Below are 25,959 nucleotides of genomic sequence, written 5' to 3'. Positions count from 1 at the left end.
CGCGATGACCGTCCGTCCGGTGGCTTCCGCCGCGATGACCGTCCGTCGGGTGGCTTCCGCCGTGACGAGCGTCCGTCGGGTGGCTTCAACCGTGACGACCGTGGTGACCGTGGCGGCTTCCGTCGCGACGACCGTCCGTCCGGTGGCTTCCGCCGTGACGACCGCCCCTCCGGTGGCTTCAACCGTGACGACCGTGGTGACCGTGGCGGCTTCCGTCGCGACGACCGCCCGTCCGGCGGCAACGGCTCCTTCGGTGGCCGCCGCGACGACAAGCCCCGCTGGAAGCGCAACGGCTGACGCCTGAGCGCCGCCTGACGAGGAATCGGCCCCCACAGCACTCCGGTGCGGTGGGGGCCGAGCCCATTTCCGGCCGCTTTCACCCCACCCGCACCCCGTGGCGGAAAACCGCCGGAGCCACACCCGGCGATACCCGATCGGCCAGCAGCCCCTCTGCGGCTATGCTCTGGGGTGAGCACATGGAGGGCCATTAGCTCAATTGGCAGAGCAGCGGACTTTTAATCCGTTGGTTGTCGGTTCGAGTCCGACATGGCCTACCTCCCGCAGGCGGAGGACGACCCCTCCACCTGCCCCGAGCGCCCCTCCGGTTTCGACCGGAGGGGCGCTCCGTGCGTTCGGGGCCCGGCGAGATGTTTCCTTTTTACGGCTCTGACCTGCGGTGATGCCGTCTGGAGGGGCTCCCGGCGGGTTAATTGGCAAGAGGTGTCCCCCGAATGACGTAGAGTTGGATTCACCGACGCGGGGTGGAGCAGCTCGGTAGCTCGCTGGGCTCATAACCCAGAGGTCGCAGGTTCAAATCCTGTCCCCGCTACTGAAGGCGAAGGCCCGGATCCCATGGGATCCGGGCCTTCGTCGTGTCCGGCGCCCCTACGCCGTCACCCGACCGGTCCGGCCCGGTCGCCGGGCGGGGGCCGGGGAGCCAGCCTTGAGGGGCGGGGCTACCGGGCGGCAGGAGAGCGGCGTGGGGTTGGGCCGGCAGGGCAACGGCGGGAGCGCGGACGGTGCCGCCCGGCGGGTGGTGCGGGTCCTGCCGTGCCTGCTGATCCTCCTCGGACTGGTCTTCGACCTGCTGACCCCGCCCAGCTTCACCGGTTCCCCCTTCTTCTCCGCCGCCCCGCTGATCGCCGCCCCGCTGTTCAGCCTCGGCGCGACCGCACTGACCGGTGCGGCCTCCTCGGCGGCGGTCGTGGGCCTGCACTTCTACAACGGCACCAGCTGGAAGGCGGAGGCGCTGACCGAGCTGGTCACCGTACTGACCGTGTCCGGGCTGGCCCTGCTGATCAACCGGGTGGTCCGGCGCAGCGGCGAGCGGCTCGCCTCGGCGCGCGGGATCGCCGAGGCCGCCCAGCGGGCCGTGCTGCCGACCCCGGCCGAGCGGATCGGGGGGCTGCACGTCGCCGCCCGGTACGAGGCCGCGCAGGCCGACGCCTTCATCGGTGGGGACCTCTACGCCGTGCAGGACACCCCGTACGGGGTACGGCTCGCGGTGGGCGACGTGCGCGGCAAGGGGCTGGGGGCGGTGGAGGCCGTCGCGGTGGTGCTGGGGGCGTTCCGGGAGGCGGCCGAGACCGAGCCGACGCTGGAGGGGCTCGCGCGGCGGCTGGAGCGGGCGCTGGCCCGCGAGGGGACCCGGCGCGAGGGCCTGGACGCGGAGGAGGGGTTCACCACGTGCGTGCTCGCGGAGATCCCGCCCGACGCCGGGCTGCTGCGGCTGGTCAACCGGGGGCACCCCGAGCCGCTGCTGCTGTACGCCGACGGGGGACTGGCCGTCCTGGCCCCGGCCGAGCCCGCACTGCCGCTGGGCCTGGGGGAGCTGGCCGCGGGCCCGCCCGCGCCGGCGGGGGAGTGGCCGTTCCCGCCGGGCGGCACCCTGCTGCTGTTCACGGACGGGCTGACGGAGGCGCGGGACCGGGCGGGGGTCTTCTACGATCCGGCCGTCCGGCTGCGGGGGCGGGTCTTCCCCGGTCCGGACGAGGTGCTGAGCGCGCTCAGCAGCGACGTGCGCCGGCACACGGGCGGGGCCGCGACCGACGACATGGCGCTGCTGGCCGTGGCGCGGGCGGCAGAGGGGCAGCCGGGGCGCCGGAGGACGGTCCCGGTGGTGCGCCGCGAAGGCGGACCGCGCGGTGACCGTGTGTAGCCCACGGGGCGCGCACCGCAAGGGGAGTTGACGGCCGGTCATCACACCGCTGTGGCTGGAGTGGTGAGGGTGGCGGGGACCTTTTATCCCTGTTGGTCGGCGTATGGCGATATATGTGGCGGTCAAAGGCGTTCAGGGGGTGGCCGATTGGCACTAACGATCATTCGCGTCAGCTTGGAATCACTCCCCTGCGTCTATTACCGTTTGATAACGCAGCGCGGTCGTCCAGCCGTCGCCCACGACGGCACCCGTGTGCGTTCTCGCCCCTGAGGAGCGTGCCCCCGTGGCCTCCAACTCGCCTGCCCCCGAAGGCATCGAAACGCAGGAGACGCCCGGTGCGGGTGCCTGGGGCGAGTGGAACCCCACGGAGGACTCGGCCCGTCCGCCGCGCGGCAAGCACCGGGTGCTCAAGCCGCGCGGCGGACTCGCCCGCAGCTCGACCGTGCTCGGCGTCGGCGTGATCGCGGCGGTCGGCGCGGGCGGCATCGCCACCGCGCAGGACCGTCCCCAGATGGCCATATCCATGCCCTCGATCCCCGACCTGATGGGCGGCGGGGACCACTCCGCCACCGCCGGCGCGCAGGCCGACTCCGTGGCCCTGCCCCGGCAGGCCGACGGGCGCCAGGACGGCGGGCAGCAGGACCGGCAGGACGTAAGGACCCAGGGGCACGCCGACGCGGGCGAGGCCCTGCGCCACCGCATCCTCCAGCAGGCCGAGTCCCAGCAGGACGCCGCCGAGGCGCAGGCCCGGGCGGACGCCGAGCAGACCGCGCGCGAGAGCGCCGCACAGGAGGCCCGTACCCGCAAGGAGGCGGCCGACAAGGAGGCCGAGGCGGTCCGCGCGGCGGCCGAGAAGGCCGCCGCCGAGACGGCGGCGGCGGACCGGGCTGCCGCGGAGCAGGCCGCCGCCGGCCCGAGCGGGACCAAGGGCGCCGCGGACACCGGTTCGGGCGGCGGCGGGTCCGTGAAGGCCTCGGGCGGCTGGTCCCTGCCGACCTCCTCCTACACCCTCACCTCCCACTACGGCGACTCCGGCTCCATGTGGTCCTCCGGCCACCACACCGGCCTCGACTTCGCCGCGCCGACCGGGACCCCGGTCAAGGCCGTCGGCGGCGGGACGGTCGTCTCGGCGGGCTGGTCGGGGGCCTACGGCTACCGGATCGTGCTGCGCCTCGCCGACGGCACCGAGGTCTGGTACTGCCACCTGTCGTCGATGGCGGTGACCTCCGGGTCGGTCGGTGCGGGCGAGACCATCGGCCGGGTCGGCGCCACCGGCAACGTCACCGGTGCCCACCTGCACCTCGAAGTCCGCAAGGGCGGATCGACCGTCGACCCGCTGGCCTGGCTGACCGCCCGGGGCCTCGACGTCTGAGCCCGGCCGGTCCCCGGCTCACCCTCGGGCGGCGGAGAACTCCGGCCGCCTCGGGGCCGGTACGGGGACCGGGGCGGCCCGCCGCGCGTGACGGGCCTGGGTCCCGGCCGGCGGGCCGGACCACGGCGGCAGCAGTTCCTCCAGCACCGCCGCCCGGGCCAGGGCGGGCGCGGCCGTGGCCCGGCGCAGCCAGAGCCGGCGCAGCAACTCCCCTTCCCGTGCGGCGAACCCGGGATCCCCGCCCGGCCCGGCCTGTCGGGCGTGCCGGCGCAGCAGGGCCAGGGCGGCGGCGTCCGCCGCGTACCGGGACACCGCCCGGGCGGCGGGGCGGCCCCCGGTGCGCCGGGCCAGGGCCCGCGCCAGGGAGCGGGCCGGCATCGAAGCGAGGGCCGGGACCTCCGCCGGGCCGATCCAGCCCGCGGCGGCGTACACCGACAGCTCGGCGGCGATGACGTGCAGGCGCAGGCGCCGCATCCGCACCGCGAGCCACAGCAGCAGCCCGAACACCGGGACCATCACACAGCCGTAGACCCAGTAGAACCCGTACGCCCCCACGTGGGAGGAACCGTTCCACAGGGCGTGCGCCGCCATGGCCAGGGCGAGGCCCAGCAGCGGGAGGCCGGTGCGGCGGGCGCGGCGGGTGCTCAGCGCGGCCGCGCCGAAGCCGAGGCCCGTCAGCACGGTGAACAGGGGGTGCGCGAACGGCGAGAGGACGACCCGGACGAAGAAGGTCGCCGCCGTCACCGAGTCCCACACGCCCGCGCCCTTGGCCAGGTCCTCCTCGAAGGCGTTGCCCAGGTAGAGCACGTTCTCGGTGAACGCGAAACCGGTCGCGGTGAACCCGGCGAACACGAAACCGTCGGCGGGGCCGGCGAAGCGCGGTCTGCGCAGGGCGAACACGGCCAGCAGGGCGGCTGCCTTGGCGCACTCCTCCACCACCGGGGCGACCGCCACGGAGCCGAGCAGGTCGGCCGCCGAGGGGTCGGCGGCCTCGGCCATCCACTCCGTGGCGAAGCTGTTGGCCAGTATCGCGATCAGCGCCGCGGTGCAGGCCCCCCAGCCGAAGCAAAGCAGCAGCCGGCGCCACGGGCCGGGCGCGGCCCGGCCCAGCCAGCGGAACGCCGCCATCAGCGGCGGCACCGGCAGCAGGGCCAGGCCGAGGCCCACGAAGAAGCCGGCCGTTCCGGTCTGCTCCCGCACGAGTTCGAGGATGGCGACCCCGGTCGCGCCGAGCAGGGAGACGAGCACGCACGCGCGGGCCGTGCCCGACGGGCGTGCGAGCACACGGGAGAGCGCTCGGTGCACATGATGACCCTACCGAGCCACTCGGACACCCGGAGTGACGTTTATCCGTTCTTGGGCTCTGCGTTGGGTTCTGTGCGAGTGAAGAGGAGGTCGTGTACGACGTGGCCCTTGTCGAGCCCCTGGCCCTCGAACCGCGTGAGCGGACGGAACTCCGGGCGCGGGGCGTAGCCGCCGTCGGCCTGGGTGTTCTCGAACTCCGGGTGCGCGGTGAGCACTTCGAGCATCTGCTCGGCGTACGGCTCCCAGTCGGTCGCGCAGTGCAGCAGCGCGCCGGGCGCCAGGCGGGTGGCGGCCAGGTCGAGGAACTCCGGCTGGATCAGCCGGCGCTTGTGGTGGCGGGCCTTGGGCCACGGGTCCGGGAAGTACACGCGCAGCCCCGCGAGGGAGGCGGGCGGCAGCATCTCGCGGAGCAGGATGATGGCGTCGCCGTTGGCCACGCGGACGTTGGTCATCCCGCCGCGCTCGGCGAGGGCGAGGAGGTTGCCCTGGCCGGGGGTGTGGACGTCGGCGGCGAGGATGCCCGTGCCGGGGTCGGCGGCGGCCATCTGGGCGGTGGCCTCACCCATGCCGAAGCCGATCTCCAGGACCACGGGGAGGCCGTCGAAGAGGCGGTCCAGGTCGATGACCTCGCGGCCGTCGATGTCCAGGCCCCAGGTACCCCAGAGGCGCTTGAGCGCCTCGCCCTGGCCGGTGGTGACCCGGCTGCGGCGCGGCTGGAAGCTGCGGATGCGGCGCTCGTGGTGCGAGCCGGCGGGGTCGGGCGCGGGGCCGTCGGGGAAGCGGGGCTCGGTGCGCCACTTGGGCGGCACGTACGCGGACGCCTCCGGCGCGGGTGCCTCCGGCGGTGCGTCGGGGAGGCTGCTGGGCTGGGGGTTCAGGGACTCAGACACAATGCGCCGATTCTACGCCGGGGGGCGCTTCCGGGCCGGGGCCGTTGCCCTGGCCGGGCGGTTGGCGGGGTCGGGGGTGGCCGGGGGCGGTGCCGGGGTGGGGTGTCGTCCGGGCGGGCTTCGATGTTCGGCGCTCCGAGCCGGATCACGGTTGTGGAACTCCCCAGGGCGCCGAAGTCATCTCGTTTCAGCCCCGGCCGACACCCCACCCCGTCCCCGCCCCCGACCGGGCAGACCGGGAAACCTCGGCCGTCCTTGACGTGGGGGTCCTTTCCAGTCCCGGTCGGCGCATTTCAGCCTCGCCGGCGATTGAGGCGCTGGGGGCACCTCCCAGCGGTAGCTGGGGGAGGGTCTGGGGGCTGGCCCCCAGGACGCGGTCCGCAGGCGGGCGATCTGCGATCCCGGAGGGGTCTGGGGCGGAGCTTCAGGGAACGGAGGAAGGGCGGGTAGGGGATCCTCGCCCGCGCAGCGGTGTGCCTGGGACGGCTCGGCGGAGTCAGGGGGGCGGCCCCCCCGGGCCCGGTCAGGCGGCGCGGAGGGTGCGCAGGGCGCGGGCGGCGATCTCGCGGCCGATCGGGAGCGACGCCGTGGCCGCGGGCGAGGGGGCGTTCAGCACGTGCACCGTCCGCGGCGCCTCGCGGATGAGGAAGTCGTCCACCAGCGTCCCGTCCCGCAGGACGGCCTGCGCCCGGACCCCCGCCTCGGCCGGGGTGAGGTCCGCCTCGGTGACCCCCGGCAGGAGCCGCCGTACGGCCTCGGTGAAGGCCGCCTTCGACAGGGAGCGGTGGATCTCGCCGGCCCCGTACCGCCAGTGCCGCGCGGCCATCCGCCAGGATCCCGGCCAGGCCAGCTCGGTGCCGAGGTCGCGCGGGCGGACCGTACGCCAGCGGTAGCCCTCGCGGGCCAGCGCCGGCACGGCGTTCGGGCCGACGTGGACCCCGCCGCCGATGCCCCGCGTGAGGTGGACGCCGAGGAAGGGGAACGCCGGGTCGGGGACGGGATAGACCAGCCCGCGCACCAGCTCGGGGCGGGCCAGGTCGTGGTACTCACCCCGGAAGGGGATGATCCGCATGCCCGGGTCGTCACCGGCGAGCCGGGCGATCCGGTCGCACTGCAGCCCCGCGCAGTTCACCAGCACCCGGGCCCGGACCACCCGCCCCGAGGTGGTGCGCACCGCGACCGCGGAGGGGCGGCGCGAGATCAGGTCCACCTCGGCGCCGTAGACGATCTCCGCGCCGGAGGACTCGGCGAGCTGCGCGGCCACCCGGCCGTAGTCCACGATCCCGGTCGTGCCGACGTGGATCGCGGCCAGACCGCTGATCTCCGGCTCGTACTCCGCGATCTGCGCCGGGCCCAGCTCGCGCACCGGGATGCCGTTCTCCCGGCCGCGCTGGACCAGGGAGTGCAGGCGGGGCAGCTCGGAGCGGTCGGTGGCGACGATCAGCTTGCCGGTCACCTCGTGCGGGATGCCGTGCTCTGCGCAGAACTTCACCATCTCGGCGGCGCCGCGCACCGCGAAGCGCGCCTTCAGGGAGCCGGGGCGGTAGTAGATGCCGCTGTGGATCACGCCGCTGTTGCGGCCCGTCTGGTGCCGGGCGGGCCCGGACTCCTTCTCCAGCACGGTCACGCGCGTCCCGGGAGCCAGGCTCGACAGGGCGTGCGCCGTCGACAGGCCGACGATCCCGCCACCGATCACCAGCACATCGCAGTCCACGCCGCCGCCCACGCTGACACCTCCCACCCCTGCATCTTGCACCCCGCCACCGACAATAGGGGCTACGCGGGAGTCACCAGCAGCGGCCGGGCCCGTTCGCGGAGCTCCGCGACGCGCGGCTCGTCCCCGTACGGCTCCAGGCGGTGCAGGAGGTCCCGTACGTACTCGGTGGTGCGGGCGGAGGAGATGCGGCCCGCGACCTCCACGGCCCGGGTGCCGGCGGCGCAGGCCGCGTCGAGGTTGCCCGACTCCAGCTCGGCGACGGCGCTCACCACCAGGCGCAGCCCGTGCGAGCGCACGTACTCCTCCGTGGGGCGGGAGAGGGCCTGCTCGGTGAAACGGCGGACCTGCCGGGGGAGTTTCAGGTCCCGGTAACATTCCGCGGCATCCGCCGCGAAACGGTCGTACGAGTAGAAACCCAGCCAGGTCGGGTCGGGATCCCCCTCCCGCGACCGTTCCAGCCAGCCCTCGGCGGCCCGCAGCGCGGACCCGGCCGCCGCCGAATCGCCGGCCTTCGCGTGCGCCCGGGCCTCCACCAGGCGGAAGAAGCTCATGGTGCGGGCGGTGGCCAGCCCCCGGTTGCGTTCGACCGCCGCCTGGGCCAGGTCCACGCCCTCGTCGGGGAAGTCCCGGTAGGTCGCCTGGAGGGACATCGACGCCAGGACGTACCCGCCGAGCGGGACGTCGGCGGCCGCGCGGGCCAGCCGCAGCGCCTGGATGTAGTAGCGCTGGGCCGCCTCCTGCTGGCCCGTGTCGAAGGCCATCCACCCGGCGAGCCGGGTCAGCTCGGCGGTCGCCCCGAAGAGGGCGCGGCCGACCTCGTCCGTGTAGGAGCCGAGCAGCAGCGGCGCCGCGTCCACCCGCAGGCACTCCGGGACCATCGACGAACGCCAGTCCCCGCCCCCGTACTTGGAGTCCCAGCGGCGCGCGTCCTCCGCCGCCTCGCGCAGCTTGGTCACGTCGCTGTGGCCGACGCGCTGCGGGGAGACGTCCGGGAGCCCAGCGCCCGGCCCCCCCGCGCCGGCCGGCGGGGCCGACGGGGCCGACGGGGCGGTTTCGGCGCCGGGACGGGCGGGCACAACGCCCTGCGCGGGGGTTTCGGGAGTGCGCCGGATCGCGGCGGCGGGAGCGGGGCGCGCCGGAGCCGCCGTACGCCCGCCACTGCCCGCGGAACCGGAACCGGAGCCGGACCCGAAGCCGGAGCCGGACAAGCCGGACCCGAAGCCGGAGACGGTGCCGGCGGCCGGGGGCGGCCCCGGGTCGGACGCGGGTCCCGGCTCGCGGGCCACCGAGCTGTCCGCGGGCGATATCAGCCACCGCGAGGCCGGCGTCGCGTACGCCGACACCGAGAAGGAACCGGCGAGCGACTGCCAGATCCCGCCACCGCCGCGCCGCCCCGCCAGGTCCAGCCGGTAGAGGTCGGTCGCCGACCGCACGGCCGCGCCGACGTCGCGCGGGAAGGCCAGCCCCACCTCGGGCGCGGGGTCGGCGTCCGCCAGTCCGATCTCGTGCAGCGGCACCGGCCGCCCCAGCTTCGCGCCGATCGCGGCGGCGATCAGGTGCGGGGCCGCGCCCTGCGGCACCATCCCCTTCGACACCCATCGCGCGACCGAGGTCTTGTCGTACCGGAGCGTCAGACCGCGCTGCGCTCCGAGGTCGTTGACCCGCCGGGCCAGCCCCGCGTTGCTGATGCCCGCCAGGGCGAGGACGGCGCCGAGCTTCTCGTTGGGCTCGCGGAGCTCCCTGGACATGCGCCACCCCTCGTCACACGCGGAACGCAGACGCCGCCGGGGCATAGGCGCCCGGCATTTCGTAAACCCAGCGTAGTTCCCCGCCTCCCAAGCGTTAAGGCCTCCCGTTCCGTATGGCGGGATTGTTGTCCGTATGCACAGTCCGCCCGGGCCCGCTCCCCGGGGCGTACGCCTCGGATCGTGCTCCGGCCGTGTGGCCGTGCGCCCGGCCGTGCGCTCTGGCCGCACCCGGGGCCCGGCGATTCGATGTGCCGTGCGTGGGTCGGCCCGCCGGGTGGATCCGGCAGGCCGGGGGATGCCGCTGCCTCAATCCCCGCGGGTGGCGGAACGGTCCGGGGGGCGTGATCAGGCCTCCCGGACCGCGCCCCGCGGCCTCCCGCCGCCCCCCGCGCGAGGACGCGTACGGGTACTCAGTACGGCCGAAGAATGGCCGAAACCGACCTATGGGGCGGTGGGAACGGAACGCCAAATACCGTGTGGCCGAGGTGTGTTCGTTTACATGTGCGCCCCCCGAAGCCGCTCCCGCACGCCCGCTTCGTGGCAGCATGGACCCCGAGCCACCGGGGTCCCGCCGGCCGCGCCCACAGCGCCGACCACGTCGTCCGTGCCGCCCGTTGCCCCGGTCATGTGCCCACGGGCTGGGGGAGGCGGCGGTGCGCTGGTTGGTCGGGTGGAGCAGTATCGCCGCGAGCTTCGGCACGGCCGGACGCGTCTCCGGCCCGGGCGGCGGAAGCGGGTACGGCTCCCCCTACGGATCCGCGTACGGCTCCCCCTCCGCGGACCCCCCGCGCGGCGGCATCGCCGACGCCGCCCACGCCGACGATCCCGCGGGCCAGGACGCCGAACGCACCGTCCACCCCGTCGGCGCCCAGCTCCTGTGGGGCGACCCCGACCCCCTCTGGGCCGTCGGCGACTGGCGCCCCGACGAGGTCCGCACCATCACCGCCGACCCCGCGGACCCCTTCACCCGGCTCGCCGTCCTCGGCTGCTGCGGCGCCGGCGACGAGGAACTGCGCCGCGCCCTCTCCACCGCCCGCGGCGGAGCCCTGCGCCACCTCACCGACTGGCCCGGCAGCTACACCGCCGTCGTCCAGACGGGCCGCCGCATCACCGTCCTCGGCGACCTCGCCGGCGCCCGCCCCGTCTTCTACACCCCCTGGGCGGGCGGCACCGCGTACGCCACCGCCGCCCTCCCCCTCGCCGACCTCATCGCCGCCCAGCTCGACATCGGCCACCTCGCCGCGCTGCTCGCCTGCCCCGACAGCCCCGAGGCGCTGGGCGACGGCACACCGTACGTCGGCGTCCGCCGCATCCCGCCCGGCCACGCCCTCATCCTGCGCGAAGGCTCCCGGGAGATCACCGGGTACGAACCCGTGGCCTCCCTCGCCGTCGCCGCCCCCGAGGCCGATCCGCAGGGGGCGGTCGAGGGAGTGCGGGAAGCGTTGACGGCCGCGGTGCGCGCCCGGCTCACGGCACCCCGCCATGCTCCCGACGCCCTCCTCCCCGACCCCGGACCCGTCCCCGGAATGGGCCCCGCCGACCGGCGCGCGGCCCGCGGCGCCCCCGCCCCCGGGGTCGGCGCCGACCTCTCCGGCGGCACCGCCTCCGCCACCCTCGCCCTCCTCGCCGCCGGACTCCCCGGCGCCCCCGGCACCCTCCCCGGCTCCGGCTCCCGCCTCCTCGCCGTCACCTTCAACGACCTCGCCACCCCGCGCGGCCGCGAAGGCGAACTCGAACGCGCCCACGCCCTCGCCGCCGACCCCCGCCTCCACCACGTCGTCGTCGCCGCCGCCGAGGAAGCCCTCCCGTACGCCGACCTCGACGGCCCCCTCACCGACGAACCCGGACCCAGCCTCGTCACCGCCCCCCGCGACCGCCGCCGCCTCGCCGCCGGCTCCGCCGACCACTTCACCGGCCACGGCGCCCGCCAGGTCCTCGACGCCCACCCCGCCCGCATGGCCGACCTCCTGCTCGACCGCCGGCGCCGCCACCTGCTGCGCCCCGTCGCCGCCCTCGCCCGCTCCGCCCCCGAAGGCCCCCTGCTCGTCCCCTTCTCCGTCTACTCCGCCGCCCGCCGCCTCGCCCGTACGCCGTACCGCGCGGGCATCGAAGCCGCGGCGGCCCGGCTGCGCGAGGGCGGAGTGGCCACCGCCGTATCGGGCCCCGTCGACGCCTCCCTCGCCGCCCTGACCTGGTCCCGCCCCGGACCGGCGGCCGGCTGGCTGACCGGGGAAGCACTGGCGGAAGTATCGATCCGCCTGCGCGCCGCCGCCGGACGCCCCCCGCTGTCGCTGCGGCCCGGCGAGGCCCGCGCCCGCGCGCTGCTGGCCCGCCACGCCGCCGACCACCGGGTCTTCGAGCAGGCCGTCGAGGTCCGCAGCCAGCGCCTGCACGCCCCGTTCCTCGACAACCAGGTCGTACGGGCCGCCCGCGCCCTCCCCGAATCCCTGCGGGTGCAGCCCGGCGCCCGCGCCGAGATCCTGCGGGGCGTGCTGGCCTCCGCCGGGGTCCGCGAACTCCCGCCCGGCTGGGGCGTCACCGCCCCCGGCCCCAACGAGACCGCCGTCCGCCTCGGCCTGCGCGCCGCCCTCGCCACCCTGCTGGCCCTCTTCGACGCACCGCTGCTGGCCGACGCCGGGCTGGTCGAGGCCCGCGTGGTGCGGCAGGCCCTGACCGACGCCGCCGACGGGCGGCCCGTGCCGCTCGACGGGCTGGCGGAACTCGTCTCGATGGAACTGTGGCTCCGCAGGCTGATGTCCCGCCGCGGCACCTGCTGGACGGGCACGACCACCCACCACCGCCGAGCGGTCCCACCCCTCCCGACCCCGCTGCCGCGGCTCACCCCGTCGGCGCTGCCGTCACTGCCGCGCCCGGCCGGGCGGTAGCCCTACCGCCGCAGGCCGCGCAGGCCGCGGGGGGTGCCGATGCCGGTGGCCCGGTCGTATCCGGGAACCGCGGCGTACGGGCCGGCGACGCCGGTGACGATGTCGTGGAAGGCGCCGGGGTGGGCGTACGGGTAGGAGTTGGGGCGGTCGGCCGGGCCGGGCCGGCCGGCGAGGGCGTACATGCCCGCGACCAGCGGGGAGGAGAGGCTGGTGCCGCCGACGACCTGCCAGCCGACGGTGGGGTTGCCGGGGGTCGAGACGTACACGGCCATACCGGTGTCGGGATCCGCGACGGCCGAGATGTCGGGTGTGGAGCGGGTGGCGCAGGGGGCGAACCCCTGCTGGAAGGCGGGCTGCGGCTCGTATGGGGAGCAGCCGCCGCCCGTGCCGGACCAGGCGCTCTCCGTCCAGCCGCGCAGGTTGAACGCGCGGGTCAGCTTGGTGCCGCCCACCGAGGTGACGTTGGGCGAGACGGACGGGTAGACCGGCACGCCCCCGACGTCGCCCGAGGCGAACGTGTAGACGAGGCCGGGGCGGAAGTGGGAGTCGAGGTTGCCCTCGGCCGCCTGTTCGGCGATGGCCCAGCTGCCGTTCACGCCCGTCACCCCCGGCAGGAAGCCGGCGATGTCGACGGCGGGCATGAGGGAGCTGACGATGAACGCCGTAGGAGCCTCCACGAGGGTGATCCCGCACCCCGGGCAGGTGGCGCTGACCGCCTGCATGTCCAGCCCGGCCTCAAGGGCCCAGATCGGGTCCACGGTGGCCGGCTTGGTGCCGGTCGAGTACACCTTCCGGAAGCAGCCGTTGGCCGTGGTGCAGGGCGGCAGGTGGAACTGGCGCCGGTACACCGCCAGGTCCTGTTCCGCCTCGGGGTAGTCGTTGGCGACGACGATGGCGATCCTGCGCCCGCTCCCGCCGAAGGGCGGTAGTCCGTAGGCACCCCGGATGTCCTGCGGCGACAGGCCCTCCGGTTGTCGGCCCGGCAGGAGACTCGGCCGCGCCGGCAGGTCCGTCCGGACCATCGACAGGCAGAACGCCTTGCCGGGGACGTTCCGTTCCGGGCAGACCCGGCGGGACGTCGGACCGCCCGGACCGGGCTGCGCGGCGGCGGCGGAGCCGGCGGCCAGGCCGGCGAGGGCCACCGCGGCGGCCACCAGAGAACTGATCAGACGCCTGTGCATGGCGCTCCTTCAGAACGGCGCTGGGGGAGGGGAGGCCGGGGCGAGCCCGAGCGGGCGCCACTGTCCTCGCCGCCACCGCCCGGGGCCCGGCCGACACGCCCCCACCCCGCCACCCGGCCCATCCCCTTCGCCCCACGGGCGGATCCCAACCCCGCCGGCGATGGCGGCGCGGGGCCCGGAGCGGAGCCCCTGAAGAGGGCGAAGGGGCGGGGGGCGGGGAGAAAACCCCCCGCGGCCCGGCGCGGCGGCACGGCAGAATGACCCGGTGCGGTACCTCATCCTCGGCGGCACCGAGGCGCGTGACGAGACGACCGGCGCCCCCCTCACCCCCGGCGGCGCCCGCCTGCGCGCGCTCCTCACCGCCCTCGCCCTCCGCGCCGGCACCCCGGCCCCCGCCCCCGTCGCCGTCCTGGTCGACGAGGTCTGGGGCGACGACCCGCCCCAGGACGCCCCCGCCGCCCTCCAGGCCCTCGTCGCCCGCCTGCGCCGCACCCTCGGCTCCCACGACAGCATCCGCACCGACCCCGCCGGCGGCTACCGCCTCACCGCGGCCCCCGAGGACGTCGACCTCCACCGCTTCACCCGCCTGGCCGCCCTCGGCGCCGAACAGCTGGCCACCGACCCCGCCACCGCCGCCCGCACCCTCCGAGAGGCCCTCGCCCTCTGGCGCGGCCCCGCCCTCGCCGACCTCCCCGAGCCCGCCCGCACCGCCCACGCCGCCGCCCCCGAGGCCCGCCGCGCCGCAGCCCTGCGCGACCGTGTCGAAGCCGACCTGCGCGGCGGCGCCACCGCCCCGGCCGCGCTCCTCCCGGAGATCGAGGCACTGATCCGCGAGCACCCGTACGACGAAGCCCTGCGCGCCCTCCACCTGCGCGCCCTGCGCTCCGCCGGACGCCCCGCCGACGCCCTCGCCGCCTACGAAGCCACCCGCCGCGAGCTCGCCGACGGCCTCGGCACCGACCCCGGACCGCAGCTGCGCGCCCTGCACACCGAACTCCTGCGGCCCCCGCCGCCCCCGCCCGCCCCGCCGCGCGGCAACCTCCGCCCCCGCCTGACCTCCTTCGTCGGCCGCGAGCCCGAACTCGCCGCCCTCGCCGACGACCTGGACCGCGTGCGCCTCGTCACCCTCACCGGCCCCGGCGGCTCCGGCAAGACCCGCCTCGCCGAGCACGCCGCCGCCGCCCGGCCCGGATCCGGCTGGCTCGTCGAACTCGCCCGCCTGGACCACGGCGCCGCCGTACCCGGAGCCGTCCTCAGCGCCCTGGGCCTGCGCGAGAACAGCCTCGTCGCCCGCGAGAAGACCCCCGCCGACGACGACCCCACCGCCCTCCTCCTCGAACACTGCGCACACCGCCGGCTGCTCCTCGTCCTGGACAACTGCGAACACGTCATCGGCGCCGCCGCCGAACTCGCCGAGAAACTCCTCACCCACTGCCCGGGCGTCCGGATCCTGGCCACCAGCCGCGAACCCCTCGGTGTGCCCGGCGAGTTCCTCCGCCCCCTCGAACCCCTCCCGCCCGGCCCCGCGCACCGGCTTTTCGCCGACCGCGCCACCGCCGCCCGCCCCGGCTTCCGCCCCGACGAGGACCCGGCCGCCGTCACCGAGATCTGCGCCCGCCTCGACGGCCTGCCCCTCGCCATCGAACTGGCCGCCGCCCGCCTGCGCCTCCTCACCCCCCGCCAGATCGCCGACCGCCTCGACGACCGCTTCCGCCTCCTGACCGGTGGCGCCCGCACCCTCCTGCCGCGCCAGCAGACCCTGCGCGCCGTCGTCGACTGGTCCTGGGACCTCCTCGACCCCACGGAACGCACCGTCCTCGCCCGGATGTCCGCCTTCGCCGGCGGCTGCGACCTGGACGCCGCCGAAGCCGTCTGCGGCGGCGACGGCGGCTTCGACATCGCCCACACCCTCGGCTCCCTCGTCGACAAGTCCCTCGTCACCGCCGTTCCCGACCCCGACGGCATGCGCTACCGCCTGCTGGAGACCATCCGCGAGTACGCCGCCGAGCGCCTCGCCACCACCGCCGACGACGCCCGGGCCACCGCCCGCCGCCACGCCGCGTACTACCTGGCCTTCGCCGAGCGCACCGAACCCCTGCTGCGCACCGCCGGGCAGCTCACCTGGATCCGGCGCGTCGAGACCGAGCTCGACAACCTCCGCTCCGCCCTCCACACCGCCACCGCCGACGACCCCGACCTGGAGACCGCCCAGCGGCTCGTGACCGCCCTCTCCTGGTTCCTGTGGCTGCGCAACTACCGCGCCGAGGGCGCCGAATGGGCCTCCCGGATCCTCGACGCCACTCCCACCGACGCCCCCGAGGGATCGCCCGCGTACTGGCGGTACATGCGCCTCCAGGTCCTCCACATGTTCCTGCTCACCGAGAGCAAGGGCACCGCCGGGTTCCGCACGCCCGAGTTCGCCGCCGTCGCCACCCGCATCAGGGCGGCCTTCCGCGAGGGCTCTCCGGAGACCACCCGCTTCCCCGGCATGCTCTGGCCCGCCACGGCCTTCCTCATCGGCGACGCCGAGGGCTTCCTCCCCGACCTCTCCCGCTCCGTGGAGAACTGCCGCCGCCACGCCGGCGACTGGGAACTCGGCGTCACCCTGCTGATGCGCGCCCACAACGCCATCGACATGACCGGTGGCCTCGACACCGTCGACGCCGACCTCGCCGAACTCCACGAGATCGCCCGCCGCTGCGGGGACCGCTGGATGCGCGCCCAGGTCGCCAGCGCCGCCGGGGAGGCCGCCCTCTCCCGCGGCCAGTACGACACCGCCCGCAGCGAGTACGAGGAGTGCCTGCGCCTGGCCCGCGAGGTCGGCGCCCAGATCGAGGGGCCCCTGGCCCTCGCCCGCATCGCCGAGGCGGCCTACTGCACCGGGGACTACGGCACCGCGGAACGGGTCCTCGCCGAAGCCGACCGCGAGGCCGACCAGTACGGCGGGGTGTACGACATGAGCTCCTTCGCCCGGCTCCTGTCGGCGATGCTCGCCCTGCGCCGGGGCGACACCGAGCGGGCCCGCACCGAGTGCGCCCACGCCCGCGCCGACTCCGCGCAGATCAACCCGCCCCCGCAGCTCTCGGCCGGGCTGGACATCGTCGAAGCCGCCCTCACGGCCCGGGAGGAGGGCCCGCAGGCGGGGCTGGACCGGATCGCGCCCGCCCTGGCGGAGGCGGTGGCCGCCCACTGCGCCGAACGCGTCCTGGCCTCCCTCGCCGAGTCGGCGGCCCTGTTCCTGGCCGGGGCCGGCCATCCGGCCGCGAGCGCACGGGTCCTCGCGGCGGCTTCCGCCTGGCGCGCGGACCATCCGCGCTCGGTGCCGGAGGAGGCCGTCCTGGAGGGGCTCCCGGAACGCAACCTCGCCGCCCTCGGCGCGGCCGCCCACGCCGAAGCCGAGGCGGAGGGCCGCGGCCTGACCCCGGCCGAGGTCGCCGCCGAGGCGGCCCGGCACACCGCGGTCAGCGGCAGCTGATCACGGCGTCGGCCCAGCTCGCCAGCGTCGGCAGGTGCCCCTGCCCGGCCTGCTCCACCACCAGCCGCAGGGTCGAACGGCCGGCCAGCGGCACCCCGACGGCCGCGGGGGCGTCCCCGTACCCGAGGGCGTCCGAACGCCACAGCCGCTGCCCGTCGGCGTAGACGGAGAACCGCACCGTCCCGTCGGTCGGCAGCGACAGCCCGTCCACCCCGGCCCGCGCCGAGAAGGAGGTGCACTGCCGGTTGAGGGTGATCTCCACCGAGGAACGCGAGTTGACGGTGATCCCCTGCGCGAACCGCTGCCCGCCGGCCACCAGCCCCCACCGCTGCCACACCCAGCTGCTGCGCCAGGTCTCCAGTTCGGGGCCGGTGTGCCGGCCCAGCGCGGCGTGGTCGAGCCGAGCCAGCGGGAAGGCCTGCGCGGGCTGCGGCGACGGCGCGGGCGTCGGCCGGGACGGCGACGGTGAGGGCGTGGTCTTCGGCCGTGCGGTCGCGGACGCCGACGGAGTCACCGCCGCGGCGGCGGACACGGACGGCGAGGCGGGCCGCGACGCCGGCACGGACGGCGCCGCACCGCGCGACGGCGGGGGTACGGGGCCACCCGCCGCCGGCGCCGGATCCGCGGGCGGGCTCGACCGGGGCGCCACCGGCGTGGGCGCCCTGGGTACGACCGGAGCCACCGCGCCGGGCGCCGGCTTCGCCTCCTGCTCGGGCTCGTCCCCGGTGAGGGCGAACACCACCCCCGCGGCCGCGGCGACCGCTATCCCGGCGGCGATGGCGGCCTTCGCGGGCAGCCCCAGCCCCTCCGAGACCACCGCCCCGCCCGTCCCGCCGGCGGCACCCGTCCCACCCCCGGCCGCACCGGCAGCCCCGGCGGCACCACCCGCACCCGCAGCCCCGGCGGCACCGGCACCGGCACCGGCACCGGCGGCCGACGACCCGCCCGCCGCGGCGGCCGCGGCCCCCGCACCGCCCGCGGCGACGACCCCGCCGGCCACCACGCCGGCCGCCTTCGCCGCGTACCCGGCGGCGAACCACCCGATGACCGCGACCGGCAGCAGCGCGGGGATCCCCGCGTTCACGTCCTTGAGCTCCCCGGCGGCCAGCCGGCACTTGGCGCACTCCTCCAAGTGCCCCCGCAGCCCCCGCTCCGCCCGCATCCGCAGCCCGCCCCGGGCGTACGCGCCCAGCCGGTCCGCGTACCGGGCGCAGTCCCCGCCCGCACTGAGCGCGGAACTCACGTGCGCCTGGAGGTACGCCTGCTTGAGGCCCTCCCGGGCCCGGCTGGCCAGCACCGCCGTCGCGTTGGCGCTCAGCCCGAACAGCGGGGCGATCGCACTCGGCGAGGCCTCCTCGACCGTGGTGTGCCACAGCACGGCCTGCCACCGCTCCGGCAGGCTCCGGAAGGCCTGCATGGCGAGGGAACGCTCGGCCTCGTGCATCGCCCGGACGTCCGCACCGAGTTCCAGGGTGTCGTCCCCGGACAGGGCGCCCAGGGCCCCGCCGCTCTCCGTACCGGCGGCCGCCTGCTCCGCGAACACCGCGAAGTCCTCGACCAGGTGCTCCCGCCGGGCCGTCTTCGCCCAGGCCGCCGCGACCCTCCGTACGGTGGTGAGCAGGTAGGCCCGCACCGACTGGTCCGGCCCCGCACCGCCGCGCACCGCCTGGAGCGTCCGCGCGAACACCTCGGCGGTCAGGTCGTCGGCGGTGTGGGCGTCCCGGCAGCAGGTTCGCGCGTAGCGCCGTACGGCATCGGCGTGCCGGCGGAACAGCTCCTCGTACGCCCCGTCGTCACCCCCGCGCATCCGGGCGACCAAGTCCCCGTCGGACGGCGGCAGCTCGGCGCCGGGCGGCCCCGGAGCGGCATGGCGCCGGCGTCCGGGCTCGCGCTGGGCCGGGACCTGACGGGCGGGCAGGCTGCCCGCCGAGGCCTCGCCACTCGCGCCACCGACGCCGCCGGGAGACTCGTCCCGTCCGTCCACGCTCATCGCGGAAGCCCCCGCACGACACACTCAGACCGGTCCACCGATCCAGCGTGTCACACGGCACGGGTGCCCCGGCCCGGCTTCCGCGCCGTCCACCCGTCCGGGGAAGATCCGGCGAACCGCCGGACCGCTCCTCACCCCTTCGAGTGACCGACCCTTCCCGTCGCCCGGTTGACCCCGGCCCCGGTCCGGCCGGCCCCCACCCCTGCGGAGGCCGGCCGGACCGTCGGCACGGACGAACGGACGAACGACCGGGCACGGCTCACGCCGTACGGGAACGCAGCCCCTCCAGCAGGATGTCCAGCAGCCGGGCCGAAGCGGCCGCCTGCTGCGCCGGGTCCGGCAGCGCGGGCGCGGCGGTCGCGATCACCAGCAGCACATCGGCCACCGTGACGTCGGTCCGCAGCTCGCCGGCCTCCCGGGCCCGGTCCACCAGCCGGCCGACGACCTCCAGCAGCGCACCCGCCCCGGCGTCCTCCGCCGGCTCGTCCTCGACCGGGGTCCGCGCGCCGACGACGCGCAGCTCCGGCGCCCCGCCCGCGACGGCCTGACGCTGGTGCGGAACGCGCGCGGCGCCCTCGTCACCGGCGGCCTCGTCCTCGGCCGCGTCGACCCGCAGCACCTGCGGCGGCAGCAGCCGCCCCGCGCCCGAGGCCACGGAGGTGCGCAGGAAGCGCGAGAGCGCCTGCCACGGCTCCTCCTCCTGGCCCAGCGCGGACTTCGCCTGCTCCGTCAGCCGGGCGGTCTCCTCCTCGGCTATGCGCCGGACCAGGACGTCCTTGCTGGGGAACCGCCGGTAGACGGTCCCGACGCCGACGCGCGCGCGGCGCGCCACGTCCTCCATCGGGGCCCCGTAGCCCAGCTCGCCGAAGACCTCGCGCGCGGCGCGCAGGACGTGTTCGAGGTTGCGCTGGGCGTCCACGCGCAGCGGCGTCGAACGGCCGGTGCCGTGGGTGGTCGTGCCCGCGATCACGCGGCCGCCGCTCTCTGCGGACAGAGCGGTTGCAGAACCATGGAAATCGGAAATATGCATATGTATCCCCCGGTAATCATCTGTCTCCCCCCGGAGACACTCCCCGCCTTCGTGTCGAGGGGGGCCACGGTCATGAGGGCCCTGGTCCTACTCCTCGACGAGATACGAACATAGTTGAGCCAGAGTCAATTCAGAAGAGGCAGCCCCCGACGGAGCGCCGCCCGATCGGAGCATTCACCCCCACTTTTCCGCCGCAAGTCCCCGGAATCACCCCCTCCGTGTGGCCTGACCTGCACACTTTCCGCCCCGCCCGGTCCCTCCCACAGCCCCGCCCCACCCTCCCCACCGGTCACACAATCGGTCGGGCCTGTGGACAAACTCCCGGCCACGATGCGTCATGGGATGGTGAAGGCTGCTAACTCGCGGGGCGACGCCCCCGGTACCCCGCCCCGCACGCGCATCCTCGTCATCGGCGGTGGATACGTCGGCATGTACACCGCCCTGGGCCTCCAGCGGAAACTCAGATCCGGCGAAGCCGAGGTCACCGTGGTCACGCCCGAGCCCTACATGACCTACCAGCCCTTCCTCCCCGAAGCCGCCGCCGGCGCCATCTCCCCGCGCCACGTCGTCATCCCCCTGCGCCGCGTCCTCGACCGCTGCCGCATCGTCATCGGCCAGGCCCAGCGCATCGACCACGCCAAACGGACCGCGACCGTCACCACCCTCGCCACCCCCGACGAGGGCACCGGCGACCTGGAGATCGAGTACGACGAACTCGTCCTCGCCCCCGGCTCCGTCTCCCGCACCCTCCCCGTCCCCGGCCTCGCCGACTACGGCATCGGGTTCAAGACCGTGGAAGAGGCCATCGGCCTGCGCAACCACGTCATCGAACAGATGGACATCGCCTCCTCCACCCGCGACCCCGCCATCCGCGACGCCGCCCTCACCTTCGTCTTCGTCGGCGGCGGATTCGCCGGCGTCGAAGCACTCGGCGAACTGGAGGACATGGCCCGCTACGCGGCCCGGTACTACCACAACATCAAACCCGAGGACATGAAATGGGTGCTGGTCGAGGCCAGCGACCGCATCCTCCCCGAGGTCGGCCCCGAAATGGGCACCTACACCGTCCGCGAACTGCGCCGCCGCAACATCGACGTCCGCCTGGAAACCCGCCTCGAATCCTGCGAGAACCGCGTCGCCGTCCTCAGCGACGGCGCCCGCTTCCCCACCCGCACCGTCGTCTGGACCGCCGGCGTCAAACCCCACCCCCTCCTCGCCGCCACCGACCTCCCCCGGAACGAACGCGGCCGCCTGCGCTGCACCTCCTTCCTCACCGTCGAAGGAGTCGAACACGCCTGGGCCGCCGGCGACGCCGCAGCCGTCCCCGACATCACCGCCGAAACCCCCGGCAGCACCTGCGCCCCCAACGCCCAGCACGCCGTCCGCCAGGCCAAACAGCTCGCCGACAACCTCGTCGCCGCCCTCCGCGACCAGGCGCTCACCGAATACGCCCACAAATACGCCGGCTCCGTCGCCTCCCTCGGCCTCCACAAGGGCGTCGCCCACGTCTACGGGCGCAAGATCAAGGGCTACCCCGCCTGGTTCATGCACCGCACCTACCACCTCAGCCGCGTCCCCACCTTCAACCGCAAAATGCGCGTCCTCGCCGAATGGACCCTCGCCGGACTCTTCACCCGCGAGATCGTCTCCCTCGGATCCCTCGAACACCCCAGGGCAGAATTCGAACTCGCCGCCGGCGGAGGCCCCGCGCACCACCCCCCGCGCCCCGCCCCCAACCCCCCGGAAGACGGCAAGGGCTGACGTTGTCAGTGCCGTCCGCCACACTGGACGTGTGACCATAGGTGGGCTCACACCTGCACAGAGTGACGCCCCACGGAGTGAACAGCAGCAAGCGACCGACCACACGGGGCACCTCCCACCACCGGGAGGAGACACCGCGACCACTTGCGACACCACGAGGCTTGAACGCAGTGAACTTCACGCGCTGGAGCGCCCGGTTTCCCGGAACGCAGCGCCGCGCCGCCGCGCGGAACGAGCACGCCGCAGCCCAGGCCAAAAGGGGTGAAGGCTCCGTCCCGGCAGCCCGCGGCGCCGCCGCCGCCCACCCCGTCACGCCCCCCGAGGGCACCCCGGCCGAAGCCACCGTCTCCGGCACCGGCACCGCCCCGCTCCCCGCCGTACCCGCCCTCGACGAGCTCTCCGTACAGGAGGTCCTCGGCCTCCTCCCCGCCCTCGTCGCCCTCGTCCACGGCCCCGAGCACCGCGTCGCCTACGTCAACGACGCCTACACCGCCGGCTTCGGCCCCCGCACCACGGGCGTCCCCGCCCACCTCGCCCTCCCCGAACTCGGCGACCTCGGCCTCCTCCCCCTCCTCGACCAGGTCCAGCGCAGCGGCAAACCCCGCACCGCCAAGAACCGCCAGGCCCCCGGCGGAGGCAGCTCCTACACCGTCACCTGCACCCCCGTGCGGTTCCCCAAAGCCGACGCCGACGGCCGCCCGGACCCCCACCACACCGGGATCCTCGTCCACCTCGCCGACGTCACCGACCACGCCGAAGCCGTCGACCGCCTCCGCGCCAGCGAACGCCGCCAGCGCGAAGCCGCCGTCACCCTCCAGCGCTCCCTCCTCCCCCAGGAACTCGAACAGCCCGACGACCTCCGCATCGCCGCCACCTACCAGCCGGGCGGCACCGAAGCCGCCGTCGGCGGCGACTGGTACGACGTCATCACCCTCGGCGCCGGCCGCACCGCCCTCGTCATCGGCGACGTCATGGGCCGCGGCGTGCGCGCCGCCGCCGTCATGGGCCAGCTGCGCACCGCCGTCCGCGCCTACGCCCGCCTCGACCTGCCCCCGCACGAGGTCCTCCAGCTCCTCGACGGCCTCGCCGCAGAGATCGACGCCAGCCAGATCGCCACCTGCGTCTACGCCGTGCACGACCCCAACGAAGGCCTCCTCGCCTACGCCTCCGCCGGCCACCTCCCCATCCTCGTCCGCGACGAGGACGGCACCGTACGCCGCGCCGCCGACCCCACCGGCCCCCCGCTCGGCACCGGCGGCTGGCTCCACACCTCCGGCACCATCGCCCTCGGCCCCGGCTCCACCGCCGTCCTCTACACCGACGGCCTCGTCGAACGCCGCGGCGAGGACATCGACGAAGGCGTCTCCGCCCTCGAACGCGCCCTCGCCGGAGCCCAGGGCACCCCCGCGATCATCTGCGACCGGCTCATGCGCGCCCTCGGCGTCGACGCCGACCACGACGACGACGTCGCCGTCATGGTCCTCCAGCAGCCCGCCCGCACCGGAGCCGACGCCGAGCTCTTCCACAACGCCGCCCTCGAACTCCTCGGCGGCATCGAGGCCGCCCCCCGCGCCCGCGCCTTCGCCCAGGGCGTCCTCACCTCCTGGCGCTTCCCCGTCGAGCTCAGCGACCTCGGCGTCCTCGCCGCCAGCGAACTCGTCGCGAACTCCCTCCAGCACGGCACCCCGCCCATGCGACTGCGCCTGCGCCGCACCGACCGCCGCCTGATCGTCGAGGTCACCGACGGCGACGACCACCTCCCGCGCCGCCGCCGCGCCGAACCGGCCGACGAAACCGGCCGCGGCATCTCGATCGTCGCCACCATCGCCTCCGCCTGGGGATCCCGCCGCACGCCCGGCGGCGGCAAAGCCGTCTGGTGCGAATTCGCCCTCCCCGACAAATAACCCCGGAGAACGACGGAGGCCCCGGTCCCAAAGGACCGGGGCCTCCCCCTTCCCACACCTGCTTACGCGGCCACCCGCTGCGCCGGCCGCTCCGCATCCTTGCCGGCCACCGCCGGACCCTGCGCCACCACCCGGCCGCCCAGCAGCGACGGGTTGTCCTGCACCGGGCTCAGCTGCCTGCCGAGCCGCAGCGCCAGACCGGCGATCCCCAGCGAGACCAGCACGAAGATCCCGACGTACAGCATCGGAGCCCCCGCGCCCAGCGGCACACCCAGCGGCCCCAGCGCCAGCGCCATCTGCTTGACCAGCGCGAACGCCGAGTTGTACTGCCCGACCGACCCCTCCGGCGCCAGATCCGCCACCAGCGGCGCCAGCGTCGGCGAGAGCATCGCCTCACCGATCCCGAACAGCGCGTACGTACTGACGAACGCCGCCGCGGCCATCGTCGCGCTCCCGTGCCCCAGCCCCGAGAACCCGGCGATCAGCCACGCCACGGTCCAGATCAGCCCGACCAGCGCGATGACCCGCGACCGACGGCGCTTCTCGACCAGCTTCAGCACCGCGAACTGCGCCACGACGATGGCACCCGTGTTGGCGGCCAGCGCGAACCCGAGCGTGGACGGGGAGATCCCCGCGGCCTCCGTACCGAAGGCGGCCAGACCCGACTCGAACTGTCCGTAGCAGGCGAAGAAGAGGACGAAGCCCAGCAGACACAGCTGCACCATGGCCTTGTGGCGCAGCAGCCGCTTCCAGCCGCCGCCGGCCGCCTGGGACGGGTCCTTGGGCATCGCGTCCTTGATGCTCGGCGCCTGCGGCATCCGCACGGTCGCGATGACCGCGGCCAGCACCAGGAACATCACGGCCTCGATGCCGAACAGCAGGGTGAAGCTCGCGGGACGGGTCACGTCCACGATCTGGCCGCCGGCGAGCCCGCCGATGCCCAGACCCAGGTTCTGCATGAAGAACTGCAGTGCGAACGCCCGCGTACGGGTCGACGGGGTCGAGCACCACACGATCATCGTGGCCAGCGCCGGCTGCATCACGGCCTGACCGGCGCCCAGCGCCAGGGCGGACAGCAGGATCGGCACGACGCCGGTGGACAGCCCGAGGGCCAGCGCCCCCGCGGAAGCGGCCACGGCCGCCCCCATGACCACGGGGACCGGACCACGCCGGTCGATGACCCGGCCGGTGAAGGGCAGTGCGATGAGAGCACCCAGGGCGAACGCCACGAACGCGCTCGTGGCGGCCATGGAGCCGAGATCCCGCACCTGCGCCACATAGATGTAGAGGAACGGAACCGTGAAGCCGATGCCGAACGCGGTCAGCGCGTTCCCGGCCTGGATCCGCCGCATCGCGGCGCCCATCACCTTGGTCACTTCTCACCTGCCTGATAACTGAAGCCTGAAGACTTCATACCTAAAGTTCGATGCTTAACTCTACACATCGAAGGAGTTAGACGCCAACGGGTTCATGGGATACTTCGGACCATGCCTGACACCCCCGACGGCGAGACGCCGGCCCACGAGCCGAGCCTCGACGAGCAGATCGCCGTCTACCAGCGCGAGTTCCAGGACCTGGACCCCCAGGTGGAGAAGGTCGTCTCGGCCCTCAGCCGCCTGAACCGCCGCATGAACGTCGCGTACGGCCGCCAGACGGCCGCCCTCGGCATCAGCAACGCGGAGTGGGAGGTCCTCAAGGCCCTCGTCCTCTCGGGCGCCCCGTACCGGATGGGCCCGAGCGAGCTCGCGAAGCAGCTGGGCCTCACGCCGGCGGCGATGACGCACCGGATCGACCGCATGACGGCCGAGGGCCTGGTCACCCGGGAGCGCGACGAGTCCAACCGGGTCCGCGTGATCGTGGAGCTGACGGACGGGGGCCGCAGCAAGTGGCTGGACCTGATGCGCGCGGCCACGGTGTTCGAGGAGGACCTCCTCCAGGACCTCTCCACTGCGGAGCGCGGGGTCCTCGGGGACATGCTCACCCGGGTCCTGGACCGCGTGGAGGACCTCCAGTCCCGCCCCTGACCGGCCTCCGAGGGGCCTGACCTCCCGGGTTGACACGCCCCTTGCTGATCCGTAAGGTTCTTCGAGTTGCCCCAGCGCCGGAAGGTTCCGGGGTCAGCACATCCGCCGCCTCGTTGCGGCAACCTACTCAGCACGATCTCCCACCGGGAACGAATTCGGCATGCCCGAATCAATTTCCGAAGGCCCGATTATCGGTTGCCGGGAAAATCCGCTAGAGTTCAGGAGTCGGAAGGGCCCAACAGCCCGGAAGACAAACCCCGCTGACTGGGGGTCAGGCCCGAAAGGATCTGATAGAGTCGGAAACGAAGAAAGAACGAAAGCCCGGAGGAAAGCCCGAGAGGGTGAGTACAAAGGAAGCGTCCGTTCCTTGAGAACTCAACAGCGTGCCAAAAATCAACGCCAGAAGTTGATACCCCGTCCACTTCGGTGGATGAGGTTCCTTTGAAAAAGACCTGTCGGGCCTTCGGGCACTGGCAGGCAACCAAACACAGCGAGGACGTTGTGGTCAGTCGGTCTTAT

Annotated in this window: 15 protein-coding genes, 2 tRNA genes and 1 pseudogene; 10 read left to right on the top strand and 8 right to left on the bottom strand. The window is 74.9% G+C overall.

The genetic code is table 11. The features are described from left to right. The 5 genes and pseudogenes from ACZ5NJ_RS13505 to ACZ5NJ_RS13485 all read left to right on the top strand — a co-directional run. Positions 1-297: pseudogene (locus ACZ5NJ_RS13505) on the top strand (DEAD/DEAH box helicase); the annotation flags it as partial. Positions 298-481: 184 nt separating this feature from the next. Continuing rightward, positions 482-554 (top strand) — tRNA-Lys (locus ACZ5NJ_RS13500). 201 nt (positions 555-755) lie between these two features. Next, positions 756-829 (top strand) — tRNA-Met (locus ACZ5NJ_RS13495). A gap of 114 nt (positions 830-943) precedes the next feature. Continuing rightward, complete coding sequence (locus ACZ5NJ_RS13490; protein WP_468764995.1) at positions 944-2,158, top strand: PP2C family protein-serine/threonine phosphatase; 1,215 nt, start codon at positions 944-946, stop codon at positions 2,156-2,158. Between the two features lie 283 nt (positions 2,159-2,441). Then, the gene (locus tag ACZ5NJ_RS13485; RefSeq protein WP_468764993.1) at positions 2,442-3,530 is read left to right on the top strand and encodes a M23 family metallopeptidase; all 1,089 of its coding nucleotides are present in this window, start codon (positions 2,442-2,444) and stop codon (positions 3,528-3,530) included. Between the two features lie 18 nt (positions 3,531-3,548). On the opposite strand, the gene ACZ5NJ_RS13480 is transcribed toward ACZ5NJ_RS13485, so the two are convergent. The 4 genes from ACZ5NJ_RS13480 to ACZ5NJ_RS13465 form a co-directional block, all read right to left on the bottom strand. Continuing rightward, on the bottom strand, positions 3,549-4,835 hold the full coding sequence (locus ACZ5NJ_RS13480) for a PrsW family intramembrane metalloprotease (protein ID WP_468764992.1): 1,287 nt from the start codon (positions 4,833-4,835) through the stop codon (positions 3,549-3,551). A gap of 41 nt (positions 4,836-4,876) precedes the next feature. Next, positions 4,877-5,725, bottom strand: a complete 849-nt coding sequence (trmB, locus tag ACZ5NJ_RS13475) for a tRNA (guanosine(46)-N7)-methyltransferase TrmB (RefSeq protein WP_468764990.1) — start codon at positions 5,723-5,725, stop codon at positions 4,877-4,879. A 523-nt stretch (positions 5,726-6,248) separates the two neighbouring features. Continuing rightward, positions 6,249-7,481, bottom strand: a complete 1,233-nt coding sequence (gene lhgO / locus ACZ5NJ_RS13470) for an L-2-hydroxyglutarate oxidase (protein ID WP_468764989.1) — start codon at positions 7,479-7,481, stop codon at positions 6,249-6,251. Between the two features lie 20 nt (positions 7,482-7,501). Continuing rightward, positions 7,502-9,190: a sporulation protein gene (locus ACZ5NJ_RS13465; protein WP_468764988.1), complete on the bottom strand. Its 1,689-nt coding sequence runs from the start codon at positions 9,188-9,190 to the stop codon at positions 7,502-7,504. Positions 9,191-9,843: 653 nt separating this feature from the next. Here ACZ5NJ_RS13465 and ACZ5NJ_RS13460 point away from each other — a divergent pair. Continuing rightward, positions 9,844-12,075, top strand: coding sequence for an asparagine synthase-related protein (locus ACZ5NJ_RS13460; RefSeq protein ID WP_468764987.1), 2,232 nt, complete (start codon positions 9,844-9,846; stop codon positions 12,073-12,075). Between the two features lie 2 nt (positions 12,076-12,077). On the opposite strand, the gene ACZ5NJ_RS13455 is transcribed toward ACZ5NJ_RS13460, so the two are convergent. Continuing rightward, a complete protein-coding gene (locus ACZ5NJ_RS13455; RefSeq protein ID WP_468764985.1) occupies positions 12,078-13,256 on the bottom strand; it encodes a S53 family peptidase in 1,179 nt (392 codons plus the stop codon). A gap of 265 nt (positions 13,257-13,521) precedes the next feature. Between ACZ5NJ_RS13455 and ACZ5NJ_RS13450 the strand changes: the two genes are divergently transcribed. Continuing rightward, a complete protein-coding gene (locus ACZ5NJ_RS13450) occupies positions 13,522-16,731 on the top strand; it encodes an AfsR/SARP family transcriptional regulator (RefSeq protein ID WP_468764984.1) in 3,210 nt (1,069 codons plus the stop codon). Here the strand turns inward: ACZ5NJ_RS13450 and ACZ5NJ_RS13445 are convergent. Then, entirely contained in the window at positions 16,718-18,721 is a 2,004-nt protein-coding gene (locus ACZ5NJ_RS13445) for a sigma-70 family RNA polymerase sigma factor (RefSeq protein WP_468764983.1), read from the bottom strand. The two genes, ACZ5NJ_RS13450 and ACZ5NJ_RS13445, sit on opposite strands and share 14 nt — an antisense overlap. 259 nt (positions 18,722-18,980) lie before the next feature. Beyond that, entirely contained in the window at positions 18,981-19,751 is a 771-nt protein-coding gene (locus tag ACZ5NJ_RS13440) for a TetR/AcrR family transcriptional regulator (protein ID WP_468764982.1), read from the bottom strand. Positions 19,752-20,093: 342 nt separating this feature from the next. Here ACZ5NJ_RS13440 and ACZ5NJ_RS13435 point away from each other — a divergent pair, with 342 nt between their 5' ends. Further along, entirely contained in the window at positions 20,094-21,512 is a 1,419-nt protein-coding gene (locus ACZ5NJ_RS13435; protein ID WP_468764981.1) for an NAD(P)/FAD-dependent oxidoreductase, read from the top strand. A 170-nt stretch (positions 21,513-21,682) separates the two neighbouring features. Further along, positions 21,683-23,416 (top strand): ATP-binding SpoIIE family protein phosphatase, encoded by a 1,734-nt coding sequence (locus ACZ5NJ_RS13430; protein WP_468765243.1) that lies wholly within the window; start codon positions 21,683-21,685, stop codon positions 23,414-23,416. Between the two features lie 62 nt (positions 23,417-23,478). Here ACZ5NJ_RS13430 and ACZ5NJ_RS13425 read toward each other — a convergent pair whose 3' ends face one another. Continuing rightward, positions 23,479-24,780 carry an MFS transporter gene (locus tag ACZ5NJ_RS13425; protein WP_468765241.1) on the bottom strand — a complete coding sequence of 434 codons (1,302 nt, stop codon included), beginning with the start codon at positions 24,778-24,780 and terminating at the stop codon, positions 23,479-23,481. 123 nt (positions 24,781-24,903) lie between these two features. On the opposite strand from ACZ5NJ_RS13425, the gene ACZ5NJ_RS13420 reads away from it, so the two are divergent. Next, positions 24,904-25,440, top strand: a complete 537-nt coding sequence (locus ACZ5NJ_RS13420; protein ID WP_468764980.1) for a MarR family winged helix-turn-helix transcriptional regulator — start codon at positions 24,904-24,906, stop codon at positions 25,438-25,440. The last annotated feature ends 519 nt before the right edge of the window (positions 25,441-25,959 follow it).

It is taken from the genome of Streptomyces sp. NPDC032091 (genome assembly GCF_055580265.1).
Note: the sequence above shows the minus strand (reverse complement) of the source record. Positions and strands in the feature narration are given on the sequence as shown.